The organism is Streptomyces sp. NPDC015125 (genome assembly GCF_043080045.1).
Taxonomy (GTDB): domain Bacteria; phylum Actinomycetota; class Actinomycetes; order Streptomycetales; family Streptomycetaceae; genus Streptomyces.
This window is the reverse complement of the sequence record NZ_JBIBVF010000001.1, coordinates 636,326-653,284: the sequence shown is the minus strand read 5'-3', so window position 1 is coordinate 653,284 and position 16,959 is coordinate 636,326. Positions and strand designations below refer to the sequence as shown.

Genomic DNA, 16,959 nt, shown 5'->3' with positions numbered 1-16,959 from the left:
TGCGCAAGCCCGTCGGTGAGGAGTCCGGCATGAACGGATCGGCTGCATCCGGCGGTCCCGCCGGTTCCCGCGGTACGCCCCGCCCTGCCCGCGGCAGCGAGCGGAACGCGGAGCGTACGGCGAACACCCCCCGGCCCGACGCCCCGGCGGACGAGGCCCCCGCGGGCGGTCAGGCCGAGAAGACCAGCGACTGGTTCGCGCCGCGTAAGTCGCAGGCCGGATCCGGCGGGCAGTCCTCCACCGGGTCCCATGCCGTGCCGCCGGCTCCGGGCGGTGCACCGGCTCCGGGTGGTACACCGGCTCCGGGTGGTGCGCCCGCCCCGGGCGGTGCGACCCCGCCGCGTGCCCCGTCCGGCGCCAAGCCGCCGCAGCGCCCCGACCTCCCGTACTTCTCCGACAGCCCGGCCCCGCAGGACGGCGCGTCACCGTTCGACGGCGGCGGCCGGCCCGGCGGCGGTGCGCGCCAGGGCGGCGGCACGCCGTTCGACAGCGGTCCGCGCGGCGGCGGTTCGCCGTACGACGGTGCGGCCTCCGGCGGCGGTTCGCCGTTCGACGCCCCCGCCGGGCCCGCCCGTGACCACACCCCGTTCGACGACCCGGCGGGCGGCCCGAACGGCCCGACGACCGGGCCGGCGCGCGGCAGCTCCGCGCTCAACCTCCCGCCCGGCTTCAGCGACCCCGGCACCGGCGGCACGCCTCGCATCGACGACACCGCGGAGCTCACCCCGCAGCCGCCGGCGCCGCTCGCCGGGCCGGGCAGCGGCCTCGGTGCGCCCGGTGGCGTCACGGGCGGGCTGCCCGGCGGGCCGAAGGGCACGGCGCCCGGCGGCCCTCGGGGCAAGGGCGGCGCGCAGGGCCCCCAGGGCGGCGGCCGCGACCGGGTGTCCGGTGACACGCTGGTCAGCGGCATCCCGAAGGTGCCCGGAGCCGACGGGCCGTCGTCTCCGCCGTCGCCGTTCGCGGCAGCCCCGGCCGCTGACGGCGATCGGGCCGCGCCGAAGCCGCGGCCCAAGATCCCCGAGCCGATCAACCCGCCCAAGAAGGGCCGCAACAAGGTCGTTCTCGCGGGTGTGGCCGTGGTGGTCCTGGCCGGTGTCGCCTACGGCGCCGGTCTGCTGCTCGACCACGCCGATGTGCCCAACGGCACCACCGCGCTGGGCGTGGACATCGGCGGCACCACCAAGGAAGAGGCCGTCAAGAAGCTGGAGACGGCGCTCAAGGGCCGCCGCGCCACACCGCTCAAGCTCACCGTGGACGGCAAGGCCGCGACCCTCGAACCCGACAAGGCCGGCCTGGACATCGATCCGCAGGCGACGGTCCGCAAGGCAGCCGGCCGGGACTACAACCCGGTCTCCGTCATCGGCTCGCTCTTCGGCGGTACCCGCCCGGCCGAGCCCGCGGTGGTCGTCGACGACGAGAAGCTGCAGATCGCGCTGGAGAACGCCGCGGGGCCCGCGGGCGCCGCCAAGGACGGCGGGATCACCTTCGAGAACGGCAAGGCGGTGCCGCACTACGGCGTGCCCCACAAGGCGATCGATGTGAACGCGTCCAAGAAGAAGGTCACCGACGCCTACCGCAACCGCGCCACGACCGGCACCGACGCACCGGTGGTGCTGGCCGCCGGCACGCAGCGGCCGCAGGTCGACAAGGCCGCGGTGAACAAGGCGATGAAGCAGTTCGCCGAGCCCGCGATGTCCGGCCTGGTGACGGTCCGTACGGATGCGGCGCACACGGTCTCCTTCAGCCCGCAGAAGTCCATCCCGAAGTTCCTGTCGTTCAAGATCGTGGACGGCGGTCTGGTGCCGTACTACGACCGTCCGGCCCTCAAGGAGCTCTACGGCGACACCTTCAACGGCGTCACGGTGACCAAGGGCGACGGCTCCAAGCACCCGGTCAGCGTCGAGGAGGTGGCGAGCGCCGTCGGCAAGGCGCTGCTCGGCACCACCCCGTCCGAGCGGGTCCAGACCATCGCCACGAACGGCAACTGACCGCCGCGCACCGCAAAACCGCAGGTAAGAGGCCCCCGCAGGGCGTTTTCCCGGAGCACCCGGAGAAGACCCCTAGGGGGCCTCACCCATGACAGATGTCATGCCACAGTGCATACAGTCGGCACTGCCGCGCGCGGGACGGATCCCGGAAGCTGAAGGACATGACGACCACAGCGACCACCACACCCACCACCGCGCAGGGGGCGGACCGGGCATCCGTGGTCAGCTTCCGGCAGGTCAACAAGAGTTACGGCGCGGTGCGCGCGGTGGCCGACCTGGATCTGGAGCTGTCCCCGGGAGAGACCGTCGCACTCCTCGGCCCGAACGGCGCGGGCAAGTCCTCGACCCTCGACCTGCTCCTCGGCCTGCGCAGCCCCGACTCCGGCAGTGTGACCCTCTTCGGCACGACCCCGCAGCGCGCCATCGCGCAGGGCAAGGTCGGCGCGATGCTGCAGAGCGGCGGCCTGATGGACGGCGTCAAGGTCAAGGAGCTGGTCACACTCGCCCGCGACCTGCACCCGCACGGCTATCCGCTCGATCAGATCATGGCGGCTGCCGGTATCACCGACATCGCCGACCGCCTCGTCGACAAGCTCTCCGGCGGCCAGGCGCAGCGGGTGCGCTTCGCCCTCGCCACGGCCGGCGCCAATGACCTGATCGTGCTGGACGAGCCGACCACCGGTATGGACGTCTCCGCCCGGCAGGCCTTCTGGGGCGCGATGCGCCGGCAGGCCGAGCAGGGCCGTACGGTCCTCTTCGCGACGCACTACCTCGAAGAGGCCGACGAGATCGCCGACCGGGTGATCGTGCTGCACCGCGGCCGGGTGCTGGCCGACGGCACCGCCGCCGAGATCAAGGCCAGGGCGGGCGCCCGCAGGGTCAGCTTCGAGCTCGACGAGCCGGTCGACCGCGAGGCGCTGCAGGGCCTGCCGCACCTGGCCGCCCTGGAGGTCTCCGGACGCACGGTCCGCATCCAGTCCCGCGACGCCGACGCCACCGTCCACGCCCTCTACGGCCTCGGCCTCTACCCGCACCACCTCGAAGTCTCCGGCCTCGGCCTGGAACAGGCCTTCATCGCTCTGACCACCGCTTCCGACGCGACCCCCGCCACCGCCGAGGAGGCGGCCCGATGACCACTCTGATCAAGCTGGAGATCATCCGCGCACTGCGCAACAAGAAGTTCATGTTCTTCTCGGTGATCTACCCGCCGGCGCTGTACCTGATCATCGCCGGCGGCGCGGACAGCAAGCCGATCGCCGGGATGAAGCTGGACATGGGGCTCTATCTCATGGTGTCCATGGCAGCATTCGGTGCCATGACCGCCGTGCTGCTCGGGAACAGCGAGCGCATCGCCAAGGAGCGGGAGAAGGGCTGGGTGCGGCAGCTGAGGCTGACGGCCCTGCCCGGACGCGGTTATGTCGCCGCCAAGATTGCCGCCGCCGCGACCGTCAGCCTGCCGTCGATCCTGCTGGTCATGATCGTCGCCGCGACGGTCAAGGGGGTACGCCTCGAAGCCTGGCAGTGGATCTCCATCGCCGCCGGCACCTGGCTCGGCAGCTTCGTCTTCGCCGCCTTGGGCGTCGCCATCGGCTATCTGGCCACCGGTGACTCCGTCCGTCCGATCGCCATGCTGTTCTACTTCGGCCTGGCCTTCCTCGGCGGCCTGTGGATGCCGCTGACGATCCTGCCGCAATGGGTGCAGGACATCGCAGCATGGGTGCCGACGCATGCGTACACCGCCCTCGGCACCGCGGTGGAGGCCGGTGAGGCACCGCATGTGAAGGACATGGCCATACTGGCCGGGTATCTGCTGGTCTTCGCCGGTGGCGCGGCCTGGCTCTACCGCAAGGACACCCGGAAGGCGTGAGGCACTGGAGATGAAGAGCGAGCCCTGGGGCGGCGGCCCCATGAGGATCGGGCAGGCACCCCGCAACCGCCGCCAGGCGGTCGGCAAGACGATGTGGGTCGGCATCTGGCTGCTGTACCTGGCCGGGCCGGTGGGCCAGCTGCTGCAGCCCGGTGTCCCCACCGCCGAGCGGATCTGGGGCGGACTGGGGCTCACACTCTTCGTGCTCTCCTACTTGGTGCTGTTCTTCCGGCACATGTGGCGGAAGCTGACCGTCCCGCTGCGGTACGGCGCGCCGGCCATGATGCTGGCGCTGGCCACCGCGCTCTCGTGGACGCTGGACTTCTCCTGGCTGGTGCTGTTCATCTTCACCAGCGTGGCCTGCGCCGTGGTGCTGCCCTGGCGGGAGTCCCGCTGGGCCATCCTGCTGGTGACCGCGGTGCTGGTCGCCGTCGGGGTGCGCTATCCGGAGATCCGCGGCTACTACCTCTTCGCCTACGGCCTGCCCGCGCTGGGCAGCGGCTTCATGATGGTCGGGGTGCAGCATCTGATCCGTACGACCACGGAGCTGCGTGCCGCCCGTCAGGAGGTCGCCCGCCTCGCCGCCAACGACGAGCGGCTGCGGCTCGCCCGCGATCTGCACGACCTCCTCGGCCACTCCCTCTCGCTGATCACGCTCAAGAGCGAGCTGGCCGGACGGATGCTGCCCGACCGGCCGTCCGACGCCGCCCAGCAGATCGCCGACATCGAGCAGGTCAGCAGGCAGGCGCTGGTCGATGTGCGGGAGGCGGTCACCGGCTATCGCAGGCCCCGGCTCGCCGTCGAGCTGGCCGGGGCGCGGGCCGCACTGCGCACGGCAGGAGTGGGGGTCACCGCCGACCCCGCCCTGGAGGGCGAATACCGCGGGCTCGCGGCCGATGAGGAGAGCGCGCTGGCCTGGGCGCTGCGGGAGGCCGTGACCAACGTCGTACGGCACAGCGGCGCCCACCGCTGCGAACTGCTGCTCACCGAGGAGTGGGAGGAGGACGAGCGCCGCTCTCTGTGCCTGACGGTGCTCGACGACGGCGCCGGCCCGCCCCGCACCCAGTACGACGGCAATGGCCTCAGCGGCCTGCGTGAACGCCTCGCCCTGGCAGCAGGCCGCCTGGAAACCGGCCCCGCCCCGCGCGGCCGCGGCTTCGCCCTCCGGGCCTACGTGCCCCTGGGCGCGGCCCCGGTGGGTGCCGCGGCCCCCGCCCCGGAGCTATCCCCCGAGCCCGTGACCGACCCTGCGTAGGCACGCGGCCCGGTCGGCGGGCACGGCTCCGCGGCCGCACGGGCCGCACGGGCCGCACGGGCCGCACGGGCCCATGGAGGCACGGGCCCATGGAGGCACGGGCCCATGGACACAGGGGGCGCACCGGCCCATGGGCCAACAGGCCCACCCCTCCCCCCATACGGCTTAAGCTGACCCGCATGATCAGACTGCTGCTGGCGGAGGACCAGTCGATGGTCCGGGAGGCGCTGGCCGCGCTGCTGTCGCTGGAGGCCGATCTGGAGGTCGTGGCCCAGGCGGCGCGCGGGGACGAGGTGCTCCCGGCGGCGCGCGCGCACGCCGTGGACGTCGCGCTCCTGGACATCGAGATGCCCGGCATCAGCGGACTGGACGCCGCGGCGGCGCTGCGTGACGAACTGCCCGGCGTGAAGGTCGTCATCCTCACCACGTTCGGCCGCCCCGGCTATCTGCGCCGCGCGATGGAATGCGGCGCCGATGCCTTTCTGGTCAAGGACGCCCCGGCGGCCCGGCTCGCGGAGGCGGTACGGCGCGTACTGCGCGGCGAGCGCGTCATCGATCCGGTGCTGGCGGCGGCCGCGCTCGCCGACGGCGCCAGCCCGCTGACCGAGCGCGAGCGGGAGGTGCTGCGGACCGCCGCCGACGGCTCCACCAACGCCGAGATCGCCGACGCCCTGCAGCTGTCCCAGGGCACGGTCCGCAACTACCTCTCCACGGCCATCCAGAAGACCGGCGCCCGCAACCGCGCAGAAGCGGTCCGGACAGCCCGCGACAAGGGTTGGCTGTAGGACCCCGGGTCCGGGACCTCCGGGTCCGGGATCCCCAGGTCTGGGATCTCTGCATCCGGGACCCCGGGCCGAAACCCCCGGCCCCGCCCCGCCCCGTCGCGCCCCGCCCCGCCCCGTCGCGCGAGCCGCCGGGGACCTCGGCCCCGGTGCGCTGCCGCGCGGTGTCCCGCACTCTTGAAGTGTTATGTCTGCCGACCGACAGACGGAGAGCAACCGCCTTGCTCCCGCGCTGCTCATCCTTGCGATCTTCGTCGTCGCGGTCCTGGACGCCACGACCAGCCCTGAGCTGCACATCTCGGCCTTCTTGGGCATTGCCCCGCTGTACGCCGCGCTGCGCTGTTCGTTCCGGGTGACGCTCCTGGTGGCCGCCGTCTTCGTGGTGTGTCTGACCCTCGTCGACCTCTTCACGGTGCCCGACTGGGCTCCGGCCAGCCGGGTCGTCAGCATCTTCGGCGTGGTCCTGGTGGCCGTCTTCTCCCTGGTGCTGTGCCGCACCCGCCTGCAGCGTGAGGCGCTGCACGCCCGGACCCGCATGGTGGCCGACACGGTGCAGCGGGCGATGCTGCGCGAGCTGCCGCTCAGCGCGGGCGCGGTCGAGGCGTACGGCTTCTATGTCTCCGCCCAGGAGGGGGCCCGGGTCGGCGGCGACATCTACGAGGCCATCGAGACCCCGCACGGACTGCGGCTGATGATCGGCGATGTGCAGGGCAAGGGCATGCCGGCGATCGGGGCGGGGCTGGAGGTGCTGGCGTCGTTCCGGGAGGCCGCCCAGCATGTGGACTCGCTGGAGGAGGTGGCCGAGCGCATGGAGCAGGCACTGGCCCGCTACAACACCCGCTCGGCCGAGCAGGGCACCGACGAGCGCTTTGTCACGGCGCTGCTGATGGAGGTGCGCGACCCGGTCGGCCTGCCGCAGGGGCGGGTGCTGTCCTGCGGCCACATCCCGTACTACCTGGTGCGCGGCGGCAAGGTCTACGAACGCCGGGAGGGCGAGGGCGGGCTGCCCCTCGGCCTGGGCACGCTCAGCGGCGAGCCCCGGCACAGCGTCCGGGTCCACCCCGAGCCCGACGACTGGCTGGTGCTGTGCACGGACGGGGTGACCGAGGCACGCGGCAAGGACGGCGCGTTCTACCCGCTGGCCGAACGGCTGGCCGGGTGGACGGACCTGGAGCCCGCCGAGCTGGCCCGTACCCTCCGCGCCGACCTGGAGAGCTTCACCCACGGCGAGCTCAAGGACGATGCGACCGCGCTGGTCGTCCGCCGCAGCCCCGCCGCCACTCAGTTGAGCATGGCGCGCGCCGCGGCGGCCTGACGCCGTACCGCCCTCGCACCGGCCGGCTCGACGGCCTCCACCACCCGGGCGTACTCCTCCAGCTCGGCCGCCCCGGCAAGGAACTCCCCGCGCTGGACGAGCAACTGGGCGCGTTCGAGGCGCAGCCGCGCCGGATGGCTCGGCAGCAGCAGCGACAGCTCCAGCGCCCACAGCTGCACCGCGCTGTGCTCCGGGCGCGCCTGTGCCCAGGCCCGGATGTTGTTGAGCACCCGCAGCACGATCTCCAGCGGATCGGCGGGCGTCATCATCCGCTCGCTCAGCGGCTCACCGGTGGCGCCGGCGACCAGCAGCCCCGCATCCTCCTCGGTGAGCAGCCGCCCGCCCGCAAACGGATCGGCCAGGACGTGTGCGCCGGCCGGATCGCCGAAGCCGACGACGAAGTGACCCGGCAGGGCCACCCCGTAGACGGGTGCGCCGGCCCGCCGCGCCACCTCCAACCACACCACCGACAGCAGGATCGGCAGGCCCCGGCGCCGCCGCAGCACCTCGTGCAGCAGCGAGGACTCCAGCCGCCGGTAGTCGGCGGGTGAGCCGCCGAAGCCGCAGCGGGTGCCGAGCAGCTCGGCGAGGTTGCGGGCCCAGGCACCGGGGCCGCCGGCCGGGGAGTAAGGGAGGAGCCCGGCCAGCCGGTCCAGCTCGATCTGGGCCGCGTCGAGACCTGCCTCGTCCAGCGCGGGATCGGCCTCGGCGCCGATCAGCAGGCACAGCACCGCCAGATCGGGCCGCTCCGCGCGCGCGGCGTCGGCGAACTGCCGCCGCCGCGCGGCGCGGCCGCCGTCCGGCTCGCGCTCGGGCTCCGGCTCGGGTCCGGGCTCGGGTTCGTGGGGCATGGCAGCGGGCTCCCCGTTCAGTGCCGGCCGCCGCCCGGCAGGGCACGCCGGTAGTGGTAGCCGTGGTGGTCGGTGAAGCCGAGCCGGTCGTAGAACGCGAGAGCGCCCGTGTTGTCCGCCTCGACCTGCAGATACGCCGCCGAGGCGCCCTCCGTGAGGGCCTGCTCGGCGAGCGCCGCCATCACCCGTGTGGCCAGCCCCCGGCGCCGTGCGGCCGGCGCCACCTCGACCGCCGCGAAGCCCGCCCAGCGCCCGTCGACGACCAGCCGCCCGATCGCCGCCGTCGTGCCGTCCGCGTCGTGCACCGTCGCGAACCACACCGAGGGCCCGCCGGTCAGCACCTGCAGGGCGTTTTCGGACGCCTGGCCGCCGGGGCCGCCCTCACCGGTCCGGTTGTACAGCGCCAGCCAGTCCGCGTCCGGTTCCCGGGACAGGGCGACGCGGGTGGCGGCACCCCCGGCGGAGCCAGGGGCAGTGTCCGTGGTGTCCGTGTCGATGTCGGCGAGCGGTGCCAGCGCCGCGATCCGGACCCGGGTGTGCCGCTCGTCGGCCCAACCGCGCTCCGCCAGCGCCGCGGCCAGCTCCGCGTCGGTCCCGGCCCGCCCGGTGGCGACCACGATCACCGCCGGCAGCCCGCGCGCGTCATACCACTGGCCGATCCGCTCCAGCGCCGTGTCCAAGGGAACGCCCGGGTCGCCGAGCGGCAATACGGAATTGGCGCGGCGGGTGAAGCCCCCGGAGGCCCGCAGCGTCCATTCCCCGAGCTGCTCCACCTCCAGCGCGGGCCAGCCGCGGGCAGCGATCCGCTGGAGCTCCAGGGCGGTGGCCGACGGCCCCCTGCGGCGGGCCGGCGCCCCCGAGGAGGGGTGCGGCGCCCCTTGCGGCGTGGCGGCCGGGCGACGGTCGGGCACCACCTTGGCCGCCACCAGCGAGGACTCCTCGACCCTGACGCACTCACCATTGCGTCGTGTGATGCTCAGCACACCTTCATCCCAGGATGTGAGAACCCCGACCGCGTCCGTGAACGTCGGCTCCCCTGCTCCGCCCCCGGTCAAGCGCCGGACGGATACCCTTTTGCCCACGTCAGCACGGGTGATACGGACTTCCGCGTGGCCGCCGGCCAGGAATTCCATCGCTCAAACCGCCCCTCTTGTTCGTCTCGCGCCCGGGAACGGAGATACTAGATGGCGGGCATCGACGACGCCGCGCTCCCGCGCGCCCAGCGGCGGTACTGCCAATCGGTCCGCCGGCCCTACCGAGGAGGAACGACAGCGTGACCTACGTCATCGCGCAGCCTTGTGTCGACGTCAAGGACAAGGCGTGCATCGAGGAGTGCCCGGTCGACTGCATCTACGAGGGCTCCCGGTCCTTGTACATCCACCCGGACGAATGCGTCGACTGCGGCGCCTGTGAGCCGGTCTGCCCGGTCGAGGCGATCTTCTACGAGGACGACACCCCGGAGGAGTGGAAGGACTACTACAAGGCGAATGTGGAGTTCTTCGACGAGCTCGGCTCGCCCGGTGGCGCCAGCAAGCTCGGCCTGATCGAGCGCGACCACTCCTTCATTGCGGCGCTTCCGCCGCAGAACCAGTAACGACGCGAGGCCCAAGGGGGAGCAGCCCGCCCGCTCCCTCTCGCCTCCGATGTCGTCGGGGGCGCCTCCCGGTGTGAGCCGGGAGAGGTCGCACGGCGCCGCCCGGTCCCGTACGGCCAGCCCGCCGTACGGGACCGGCGCGTTGTGCGCCGGGTTCCGGCACCACTGAGAAAGAGAGCACCGTGGGCGCAGCATCGTCCTCCCAGCCCGTCTCCCCCCGCGCGTCGCTCCGCGACCGTCTTCCGGACTTCCCCTGGGACCGGCTGGAACCGTACAAGGCCACCGCCGCCGCACACACCGACGGCATCGTCGACCTGTCCGTCGGCACCCCGGTCGACCCGGTCCCCGCGCTGGTCCAGCAGGCACTGACCGCGGCGGCCGACAGCCCCGGCTATCCGACGGTGTGGGGGACGGCCGCGCTGCGTGACGCGCTCACCGGCTGGGCGGCCGACCGCCTCGGAGCCCGCGGCCTGGAGCACACCAACGTGCTGCCCGTCGTCGGCTCCAAGGAGCTGGTCGCCTGGCTGCCGACCCAGCTGGGCCTGGGCGCCGGGGACAAGGTCGCCTACCCGCGCCTGGCCTACCCGACGTACGAGGTCGGCGCCCGTCTGGCCGGCGCCGAGCCGGTCGTCTACGACGAGCCCTGGGAGCTGGACCCCAGCGGTGTGAAGCTGCTCTGGCTGAACTCGCCGTCCAACCCGACCGGCCGGGTGCTCGGCGCCGACGAACTGCGCCGCGCCGTCGCCTGGGCGCGCGAGCACGAGGTGCTGGTCGTCAGCGACGAGTGCTACCTGGAGCTGGGCTGGGAGGCCGACCCGGTCTCCGTGCTGCACCCGGACATCTGCGGCGGCTCCCACGACGGCCTCGTCGCCGTCCACTCCCTCTCCAAGCGCTCCAACCTCGCCGGCTACCGCTCCGCCTTCCTCATCGGCGACGCCGCGGTCCTCGGCGACCTGCTGCAGATCCGTAAGCACGGCGGCATGATGATCGCGGCGCCCGTGCAGGCCGCCACCGTCGCGGCGCTGGGCGACACCGCCCACGTCGCCGAGCAGCGCGAGCGCTACGCCCGCCGCCGCGCCGCACTGCGCGGCGCCTTCGAGGCCGCGGGCTTCCGCATCGAGCACAGCGAGGCCTCGCTCTACCTCTGGGCGACCCGCGACGAGCCCTGCTGGGACACCGTCGGCGACCTCGCCAAGCGCGGCATCCTCGTCGCCCCCGGCGACTTCTACGGCACGGCGGGGGAGCGGTTCGTACGGATCGCCTTCACCGCCACCGACGAGCGGGTGGCCGCCGCGGTGCGCCGGCTGGCGCAGTGAGCCGCAGCTGACCACGCGCAGGGGCCCGGGGAGAGCGAACTCCCCGGGCCCCTGCGCGTCTGTGGGCGGACGGCCGGTCAGCGGCCGCCGAGCGGAAGGCCGCCGAGCAGGCCCTGAGCCGGCGCGAGCAGGCCCTTGGACGACCCGACCAGGCCCTTGGCCACCTCAAGCGGCAGCGTGTTGGTCGAAACGCCGTGCTTGGCGATCGGGCGGACCATGCCCTCCGCCTTGTCGGCGGCGCCCTCGGTGAGCGGCATGGCCTTCTTCACGACCGGGCCGGCGGTCTCCACGAGCGCCGGGGCGAGCTTCGTCGCCGTCTTGCTGCCGGCCTCGTTCACCAGGCCGACGCCGTGGCGCGCGGTGTGGTCCAGGGTCCGGCTGGTGTTCTGGGAGTCCAGGGGCGCCGTCAGCCCGCCGAGTGTCTTGGCGGGCAGATCCGCGGCGCTCGCGGAGCCGGCCGCAACGACCACGGGAGCGGCACCCGCTGCAACGAGCAGGGCGGCTCGGGCGATCCGACGCGTAACGGGGAGGGACATGGTGCTCCTTTTACGGAGAAGGACTCGTACTTCTGACAGATGTGCCATATCCGCCTGGCGGACGCACTGACTACCGCGTCAGAACCCCGAAGGTTGCGGTGAACTCCGGTAAAGAGTTGGTAACGCGTCACATAATCGGGCCTGGATAAAGAAGGGCAATATGCGCATGACCCGATGGGCTGCGGAAACGTCACAGCCCTTTGCGTGCACGGGAATTGACGGAGTGCGCGCACCCGGTCGGCCAACTCCCTTGCCCCTCAAGTGAATTGGCGCCTGTGCCCCTTTCGGGGGACCCGGCAAACTATTGCTCGGTGATGATACGAACGTCGCGCGCGGCCGCCTCGGAAGCGGCCGGCTTCCGCTGCCAGCCCTTCCCGGAATCGGCCGCGGCCCACGTCCGGCCGGCGTAAGAGATCTGTTCGATGTGCAGCTCGGCGGAGTGCGCCATCGCCCACGTCGCCAGCTCCCAGCCGCGCCGCGGGGTATCGCCCACGGCCATCGCACCGGCCGCCCGCACCGGTATCGTCACCCCGCGCCCGTCGCCCGCGGTGCGGCCGCCGGCGCCCGTCCGCGGCAGCACCTGGGGCCCGAACTCCCGCAGCAGCTTCTCCCGCACCTTCGCGGCGCCGCCCGCCCGGCTGTCCACCGGGCGGCTCTCGGTGCAGGTCATCGCACCCTGGTCGCGGCCGGTGAGCGCCCCGGTCAACTGCGCGGCGTTCGCCTCGTGTTTGGCGTAGGCCTGCGGATAGCCGCTGTGCTGCACCTTCTGTGCGGCGACGGTCAGCGGCAGCCGGGAGTAGCCGGGCACGTTCGCCAGATGCCGGTAGAACTCCCCGGCCGAGTAGACCGGATCCATGATCTTCTGCACGGTGCCCCAGTCCTGCGACGGCCGCTGCTGGAAGAGCCCGACCGAATCCCGGTCACCGAAGTCGATGTTGCGCAGCCCCGACTCCTGCATCGCGGTCGCCAGCGCGATGGTCACCGCCCGCTCCGGCAGCCCGCGCGAGGACGCCACGGCCGCGATCGTCGCGGCGTTCGCGGCCTGCTCGGGGGACAGCTCGTAGGCCTCGGCGTCGCCCGAGCCGCGCACCGTGCAGCGCGGCGCTCCCGGGCCACCGGTGACGTACTGCACCAGGAGGTAGACGGCCAGTCCGATCAGTACGGAGACGGCAGCGCCGATACGCCACAGGCGGGTGCGGCGGACGGGGACCGTGGGCTGGGCTGACACGGGCCCACCGTACTGGAGTGCTGCCGATAGGGTCGGATCCATGGAGCGCCGCACAGACCACCCCGCCCTCGACCTCTCGCTCGACGCCGCCGCGCTCACCGCGCAGCTCGTCGACTTCCCTTCCGAGAGCGGCAACGAGAAGGACCTCGCCGACGCCGTCGAGCACGCCCTGCGCGGGCTCGGGCACCTCACCGTCGACCGCCACGGCAACAACGTCGTGGCCCGCACCCACCTGGGCCGCGACGAGCGGGTGGTGCTCGCCGGGCACCTCGACACCGTGCCGATCGCCGGCAACGTCCCCTCCCGGCTGGACGAGGACGGCGTCCTGTGGGGCTGTGGTACCTGCGATATGAAGTCCGGCGTCGCCGTCCAGCTGCGGATGGCCGCCACGGTCCCGGCGCCCAACCGCGACCTGACCTTCGTCTTCTACGACCAGGAAGAGGTCGCGGCGCACCTCAACGGGCTCGGACATGTCGCCGACGCGCATCCCGACTGGCTCGCCGGTGACTTCGCCGTCCTCCTGGAGCCCTCCGACGGTCAGGTGGAGGGCGGCTGCCAGGGCACCTTGCGGGTGCTGCTGCGCACCACCGGCGAGCGCGCGCACTCCGCCCGCAGCTGGATGGGCGCCAACGCGATCCACGCCGCCGCCCCGATCCTGGCGAAGCTCGCCGCCTACGCACCGCGCCGCCCGGTCATCGACGGCCTCGAATACCGCGAAGGCCTCAACGCCGTACGCATCGAGGGCGGCGTCGCCAACAACGTCATCCCGGACGCCTGCACGGTCACCGTGAACTTCCGCTACGCACCGGACCGCACCCCCGACGAGGCGCTGGCCCATGTACGCGAGGTCTTCGCCGACTGCCCGGTGGACGAGTTCGTCGTCGACGACCACTCCCCGGGCGCGCTGCCCGGACTGTCCCACCCGGCGGCCAAGGCCTTCATGGAGTCCGTCGGCGGCAGTGCGATGCCCAAGTTCGGCTGGACCGATGTCTCGCGCTTCAGCGCTCTGGGCGTCCCGGCCGTCAACTACGGCCCCGGCTACTCGCTGCTGGCGCACAAGAAGGACGAACGGGTGGAGGTCGACCGCATCCTCCACTGCGAGGAGCGGCTGCGCGCCTGGCTGACCGCCTGATCGCCCGACCGCCCGACCGCCCTGCGCCGGCCCGGTGTCGGCCCTGCGCCGGCCCGGCGTCGGCCCGACTGCACGCCTCCGCACCGAATTCCCCTGCGCTTCACGTCCGCGGATCTACGCTGAAACGGCAAACGATCTGCCAGCGGAGGGAGCACGACATGGCCAGTCCCGAGGGAGCACCGGTCCCCGAGGAGCAGCGGCTGGGTCCCGTACTGCGCCGCCAGGACCAGGTGCGGACCGGCACCACGGACCAGCGTCTGCTGGATTCCGAAGGCCCCTCCGAGTGGGTGCACACCGATCCCTGGCGCGTGATGCGCATCCAGTCGGAGTTCGTCGAGGGCTTCGGTGCGCTGGCCGAGCTGGGCCCGGCCGTCAGCGTCTTCGGCTCGGCCCGTACGCCGCGTGACTCCAAGGAGTACGACGCCGGAGTGCGGATCGGCCGGGCCCTGGTCGACGCCGGTTTCGCAGTGATCACCGGCGGTGGCCCCGGTGCCATGGAGGCCGCCAACAAGGGCGCCAACGAGGCCGGTGGCACCTCCGTCGGGCTGGGCATCGAGCTGCCCTTCGAGCAGGGCATGAACGAGTATGTGAACCTCGGCGTCGACTTCCGCTACTTCTTCGTCCGCAAGACGTGTTTTGTGAAGTACGCCCGCGGGTTCGTGGTGCTCCCCGGCGGGCTCGGCACCCTCGACGAACTCTTCGAGGCGCTCACCCTCGTCCAGACCCGTAAGGTCACCCGCTTCCCGATCGTGCTGTTCGGCACGTCCTACTGGAGCGGACTGGTCGACTGGCTGCGCGACACCCTCATCGCCGAGGGCAAGGCGTCGATGCACGATCTGGAGCTCTTCCACCTCAGCGACGACGTGGACGAGGCGATCGCGCTGGTGACCAAGGAGGTCGGGATCTAGGACGGATCCAGGTCGATCCAGGTCGGTCCAGACGGTCCAGACGGTCCAGGACGTGGCCGGAAGGTCCCGCCCGGCCCGGATTCCTCAGGCCAGTCCCCGGCGGGCGACCGCCGGGGGCCGGTGGCCGGCGATCGAGGCCACCATGTCCAGCACCTGCCGGGTCTCGGCGACCTCGTGGACCCGGTAGACCCGGGCGCCCAGCCAGGCCGAGACGGCGGTGGTCGCGAGGGTGCCGAGCACCCGTTCCTTGACCGGCTTGTCGAGCGTCTCGCCGACGAAGTCCTTGTTGGACAGCGAGACCAGCACCGGCAAGGGGGTGTCCCCTGCCCCGGCGAAGCCGAGATCCCGGGGAACGGCCTTTGCCATCTCGTCCAGGCGGCGGGTCGCCTCCAGGCTGTGCCGGGTGTTCTTCCCGAAGTCGTGCCCCGGATCGATCATGATCGCGTCGCGCCGGACGCCCAGCTGAAGGGCCCGCTCCGCCAGACCGAGCGTCACCCGCAGGATGTCTTCCATCACGTCGTCGTAGGTCACCCGGTGCGGGCGGGTACGCGGCTCGGCGCCGCCCGCGTGCGTGCACACCAGGCCCACGCCGTAGCGCGCCGCGACCTCCGCGAGCCGCGGATCGACCCCGCCCCAGGCGTCGTTGAGCAGATCCGCGCCCGCCTCGCAGACCGCCTCGCCGACCTCGTGGCGCCAGGTGTCGACGCTGATCACCACATCGGGGAAGCGCTTGCGGACCTCGGCCACGAACCCGACCGTGCGGCGGGCCTCCTCCTCGGCGCTGACCTCTTCGCCGGGGCCGGCCTTGACGCCGCCGATGTCGATGATCGCGGCACCGTCGGCCACCGCCTGTTCCACGCGGGCCAGCGCGGGTTCGTCACGGAACGTGGCGCCCTGGTCGTAGAACGAGTCCGGCGTCCTGTTGACGATCGCCATGATCACCGGCTCGTGCGCCCCGAACTCGCGATTCCCCAGCCGCAGCATTCCGCACTCCCTCTCCGTGGTCCGGGAGCGACCCTAACTGTCACACCCGCATGGCACGATCAGTGCAGGCACATAGTCCGGGGAGTTGGTCGTGTTCTGGTTCTTGCTGATCGCGATGGTCGTGGTGGTGGCAGCCGTCACCCTCGTGGTCGTCGGCGGCGGTGACGGCGGTGGGCTGCGGGATTCCGAGCCGGACCGGCTGTACGACCCGCTGCCGGAGGACCGCCCGGTGGCCCGCGCCGATGTGGAAGCGGTCCGCATTCCGGTGACCGTCCGTGGATACCGGATGAACGAGGTCGACGACGTCCTGGACCGCCTGGGCGCCGAGCTGGCCGAGCGCGACGCCCGGATCGCCGAGCTGGAGGCGGCGCTGGCCGGTGTGCACGCTTCCGCCATGGGCGGCCCGGGGCTGATACAGGACGGCCCGCCCGTGCTCGGGCCGGTGGCGGAGAAGCGGCTCGCCCCGGAGAGGGACCGGCAGCCCGACGGCCCCGGGGCGACAACACCCGAAGGTGGGGAGCAGGCATGAGCGGCGTGGTGACCGAACCGGACGGCATCCCGCGCTGCCCGTGGGGGATGGAGTCGGCGCAGATGGCCGACTACCGCGCCTATCACGACACCGAATGGGGCCGGCCGGTGCACGGCGACGACGCCCTCTTCGAGCGGATGAGCCTGGAGGCGTTCCAGTCCGGGCTCTCCTGGATCACGATCCTGCGCCGCCGCCCCGGCTTCCGCGCCGCGTTCGCCGGCTTCCGGATCGCCGAGGTGGCGCGGTTCGCGGACGCGGACGCCGAGCGGCTGCTCGCCGACCCGGGCATCATCCGCAACCGCGCCAAGATCGGCGCGACGATCAACAACGCCAAGATCGCCGCCGAGCTGGCTGCGGGCGAACTCGACGAGCTGATCTGGTCCTACGCCCCCGACCGGGCCGGCCGGCCGGTGCCGCGGAGCGTGAGCGATCTGCAGCCGGTGACCCCGGAGTCGACGGCGCTCGCCAAGGACCTCAAGAAGCGTGGCTTCCGCTTCGTCGGCCCGACCACCGCCTACGCGATGATGCAGGCGTGCGGCCTGGTCAACGACCATCTGGCGGACTGCCATGTCCGCCAGGCCGTGGAAGCGGCGGCCGGCTGACCCGGACCGGGGACGGCACAGGCCGCCGGTCGGCAGGCCGGGTACCGGCGGGTCCGGGGTGGCCAGGCCGGG

At 72.7% G+C, this 16,959-nt stretch carries 17 protein-coding genes; 12 read left to right on the top strand and 5 right to left on the bottom strand.

The annotated features are described in order from the left end of the window. Window positions 1-29 precede the first annotated feature (29 nt). The 6 genes from ACF088_RS02810 (at window position 30) to ACF088_RS02785 (ending at window position 7,207) form a co-directional block, all read left to right on the top strand. Window positions 30-1,988: a hypothetical protein gene (locus tag ACF088_RS02810; RefSeq protein WP_392373565.1), complete on the top strand. Its 1,959-nt coding sequence runs from the start codon at window positions 30-32 to the stop codon at window positions 1,986-1,988. Between the two features lie 161 nt (window positions 1,989-2,149). Then, entirely contained in the window at window positions 2,150-3,121 is a 972-nt protein-coding gene (locus tag ACF088_RS02805) for an ABC transporter ATP-binding protein (protein WP_392373564.1), read from the top strand. Continuing rightward, the gene (locus ACF088_RS02800; protein WP_392373563.1) at window positions 3,118-3,855 is read left to right on the top strand and encodes an ABC transporter permease; all 738 of its coding nucleotides are present in this window, start codon (window positions 3,118-3,120) and stop codon (window positions 3,853-3,855) included. Before ACF088_RS02805 ends, ACF088_RS02800 begins: the two co-directional genes overlap by 4 nt. Window positions 3,856-3,865: 10 nt before the next feature. Then, window positions 3,866-5,110, top strand: a complete 1,245-nt coding sequence (locus tag ACF088_RS02795) for a sensor histidine kinase (protein WP_392373562.1) — start codon at window positions 3,866-3,868, stop codon at window positions 5,108-5,110. A 179-nt stretch (window positions 5,111-5,289) separates the two neighbouring features. Beyond that, entirely contained in the window at window positions 5,290-5,895 is a 606-nt protein-coding gene (locus ACF088_RS02790) for a response regulator (protein ID WP_392373561.1), read from the top strand. Window positions 5,896-6,079: 184 nt separating this feature from the next. Further along, window positions 6,080-7,207, top strand: a complete 1,128-nt coding sequence (locus ACF088_RS02785) for a PP2C family protein-serine/threonine phosphatase (protein WP_392373560.1) — start codon at window positions 6,080-6,082, stop codon at window positions 7,205-7,207. On the opposite strand, the gene ACF088_RS02780 is transcribed toward ACF088_RS02785, so the two are convergent. Together ACF088_RS02780 and ACF088_RS02775 are read right to left on the bottom strand one after the other, a co-directional pair. Further along, window positions 7,174-8,058 carry a tetratricopeptide repeat protein gene (locus ACF088_RS02780; protein WP_392373559.1) on the bottom strand — a complete coding sequence of 295 codons (885 nt, stop codon included), beginning with the start codon at window positions 8,056-8,058 and terminating at the stop codon, window positions 7,174-7,176. The two genes, ACF088_RS02785 and ACF088_RS02780, sit on opposite strands and share 34 nt — an antisense overlap. Before the next feature lie 17 nt (window positions 8,059-8,075). Beyond that, on the bottom strand, window positions 8,076-9,191 hold the full coding sequence (locus tag ACF088_RS02775) for a GNAT family N-acetyltransferase (RefSeq protein WP_392373558.1): 1,116 nt from the start codon (window positions 9,189-9,191) through the stop codon (window positions 8,076-8,078). A gap of 140 nt (window positions 9,192-9,331) precedes the next feature. Between ACF088_RS02775 and fdxA the strand changes: the two genes are divergently transcribed. Together fdxA and dapC are read left to right on the top strand one after the other, a co-directional pair. After that, a complete protein-coding gene (fdxA, locus tag ACF088_RS02770; protein ID WP_016642910.1) occupies window positions 9,332-9,652 on the top strand; it encodes a ferredoxin in 321 nt (106 codons plus the stop codon). Window positions 9,653-9,834: 182 nt separating this feature from the next. Next, on the top strand, window positions 9,835-10,968 hold the full coding sequence (gene dapC / locus ACF088_RS02765; RefSeq protein ID WP_392373557.1) for a succinyldiaminopimelate transaminase: 1,134 nt from the start codon (window positions 9,835-9,837) through the stop codon (window positions 10,966-10,968). Between the two features lie 77 nt (window positions 10,969-11,045). On the opposite strand, the gene ACF088_RS02760 is transcribed toward dapC, so the two are convergent. Continuing rightward, entirely contained in the window at window positions 11,046-11,504 is a 459-nt protein-coding gene (locus ACF088_RS02760) for an ATP-binding protein (RefSeq protein WP_392373556.1), read from the bottom strand. A 301-nt stretch (window positions 11,505-11,805) separates the two neighbouring features. Next, entirely contained in the window at window positions 11,806-12,732 is a 927-nt protein-coding gene (locus ACF088_RS02755) for a heavy metal transporter (protein WP_392373555.1), read from the bottom strand. A gap of 40 nt (window positions 12,733-12,772) precedes the next feature. Between ACF088_RS02755 and dapE the strand changes: the two genes are divergently transcribed. After that, entirely contained in the window at window positions 12,773-13,864 is a 1,092-nt protein-coding gene (dapE, locus tag ACF088_RS02750; RefSeq protein ID WP_392373554.1) for a succinyl-diaminopimelate desuccinylase, read from the top strand. Between the two features lie 158 nt (window positions 13,865-14,022). Further along, the gene (locus ACF088_RS02745; RefSeq protein ID WP_392373553.1) at window positions 14,023-14,772 is read left to right on the top strand and encodes a TIGR00730 family Rossman fold protein; all 750 of its coding nucleotides are present in this window, start codon (window positions 14,023-14,025) and stop codon (window positions 14,770-14,772) included. A gap of 84 nt (window positions 14,773-14,856) precedes the next feature. Here ACF088_RS02745 and folP read toward each other — a convergent pair whose 3' ends face one another. After that, complete coding sequence (folP, locus tag ACF088_RS02740; RefSeq protein ID WP_392373552.1) at window positions 14,857-15,756, bottom strand: dihydropteroate synthase; 900 nt, start codon at window positions 15,754-15,756, stop codon at window positions 14,857-14,859. 91 nt (window positions 15,757-15,847) lie between these two features. Here folP and ACF088_RS02735 point away from each other — a divergent pair, with 91 nt between their 5' ends. Then, window positions 15,848-16,285, top strand: coding sequence for a DivIVA domain-containing protein (locus tag ACF088_RS02735; RefSeq protein WP_392373551.1), 438 nt, complete (start codon window positions 15,848-15,850; stop codon window positions 16,283-16,285). Beyond that, window positions 16,282-16,887, top strand: a complete 606-nt coding sequence (locus ACF088_RS02730; protein WP_392373550.1) for a DNA-3-methyladenine glycosylase I — start codon at window positions 16,282-16,284, stop codon at window positions 16,885-16,887. The genes ACF088_RS02735 and ACF088_RS02730 overlap by 4 nt, the downstream gene beginning before the upstream one ends. Window positions 16,888-16,959 lie beyond the last annotated feature (72 nt).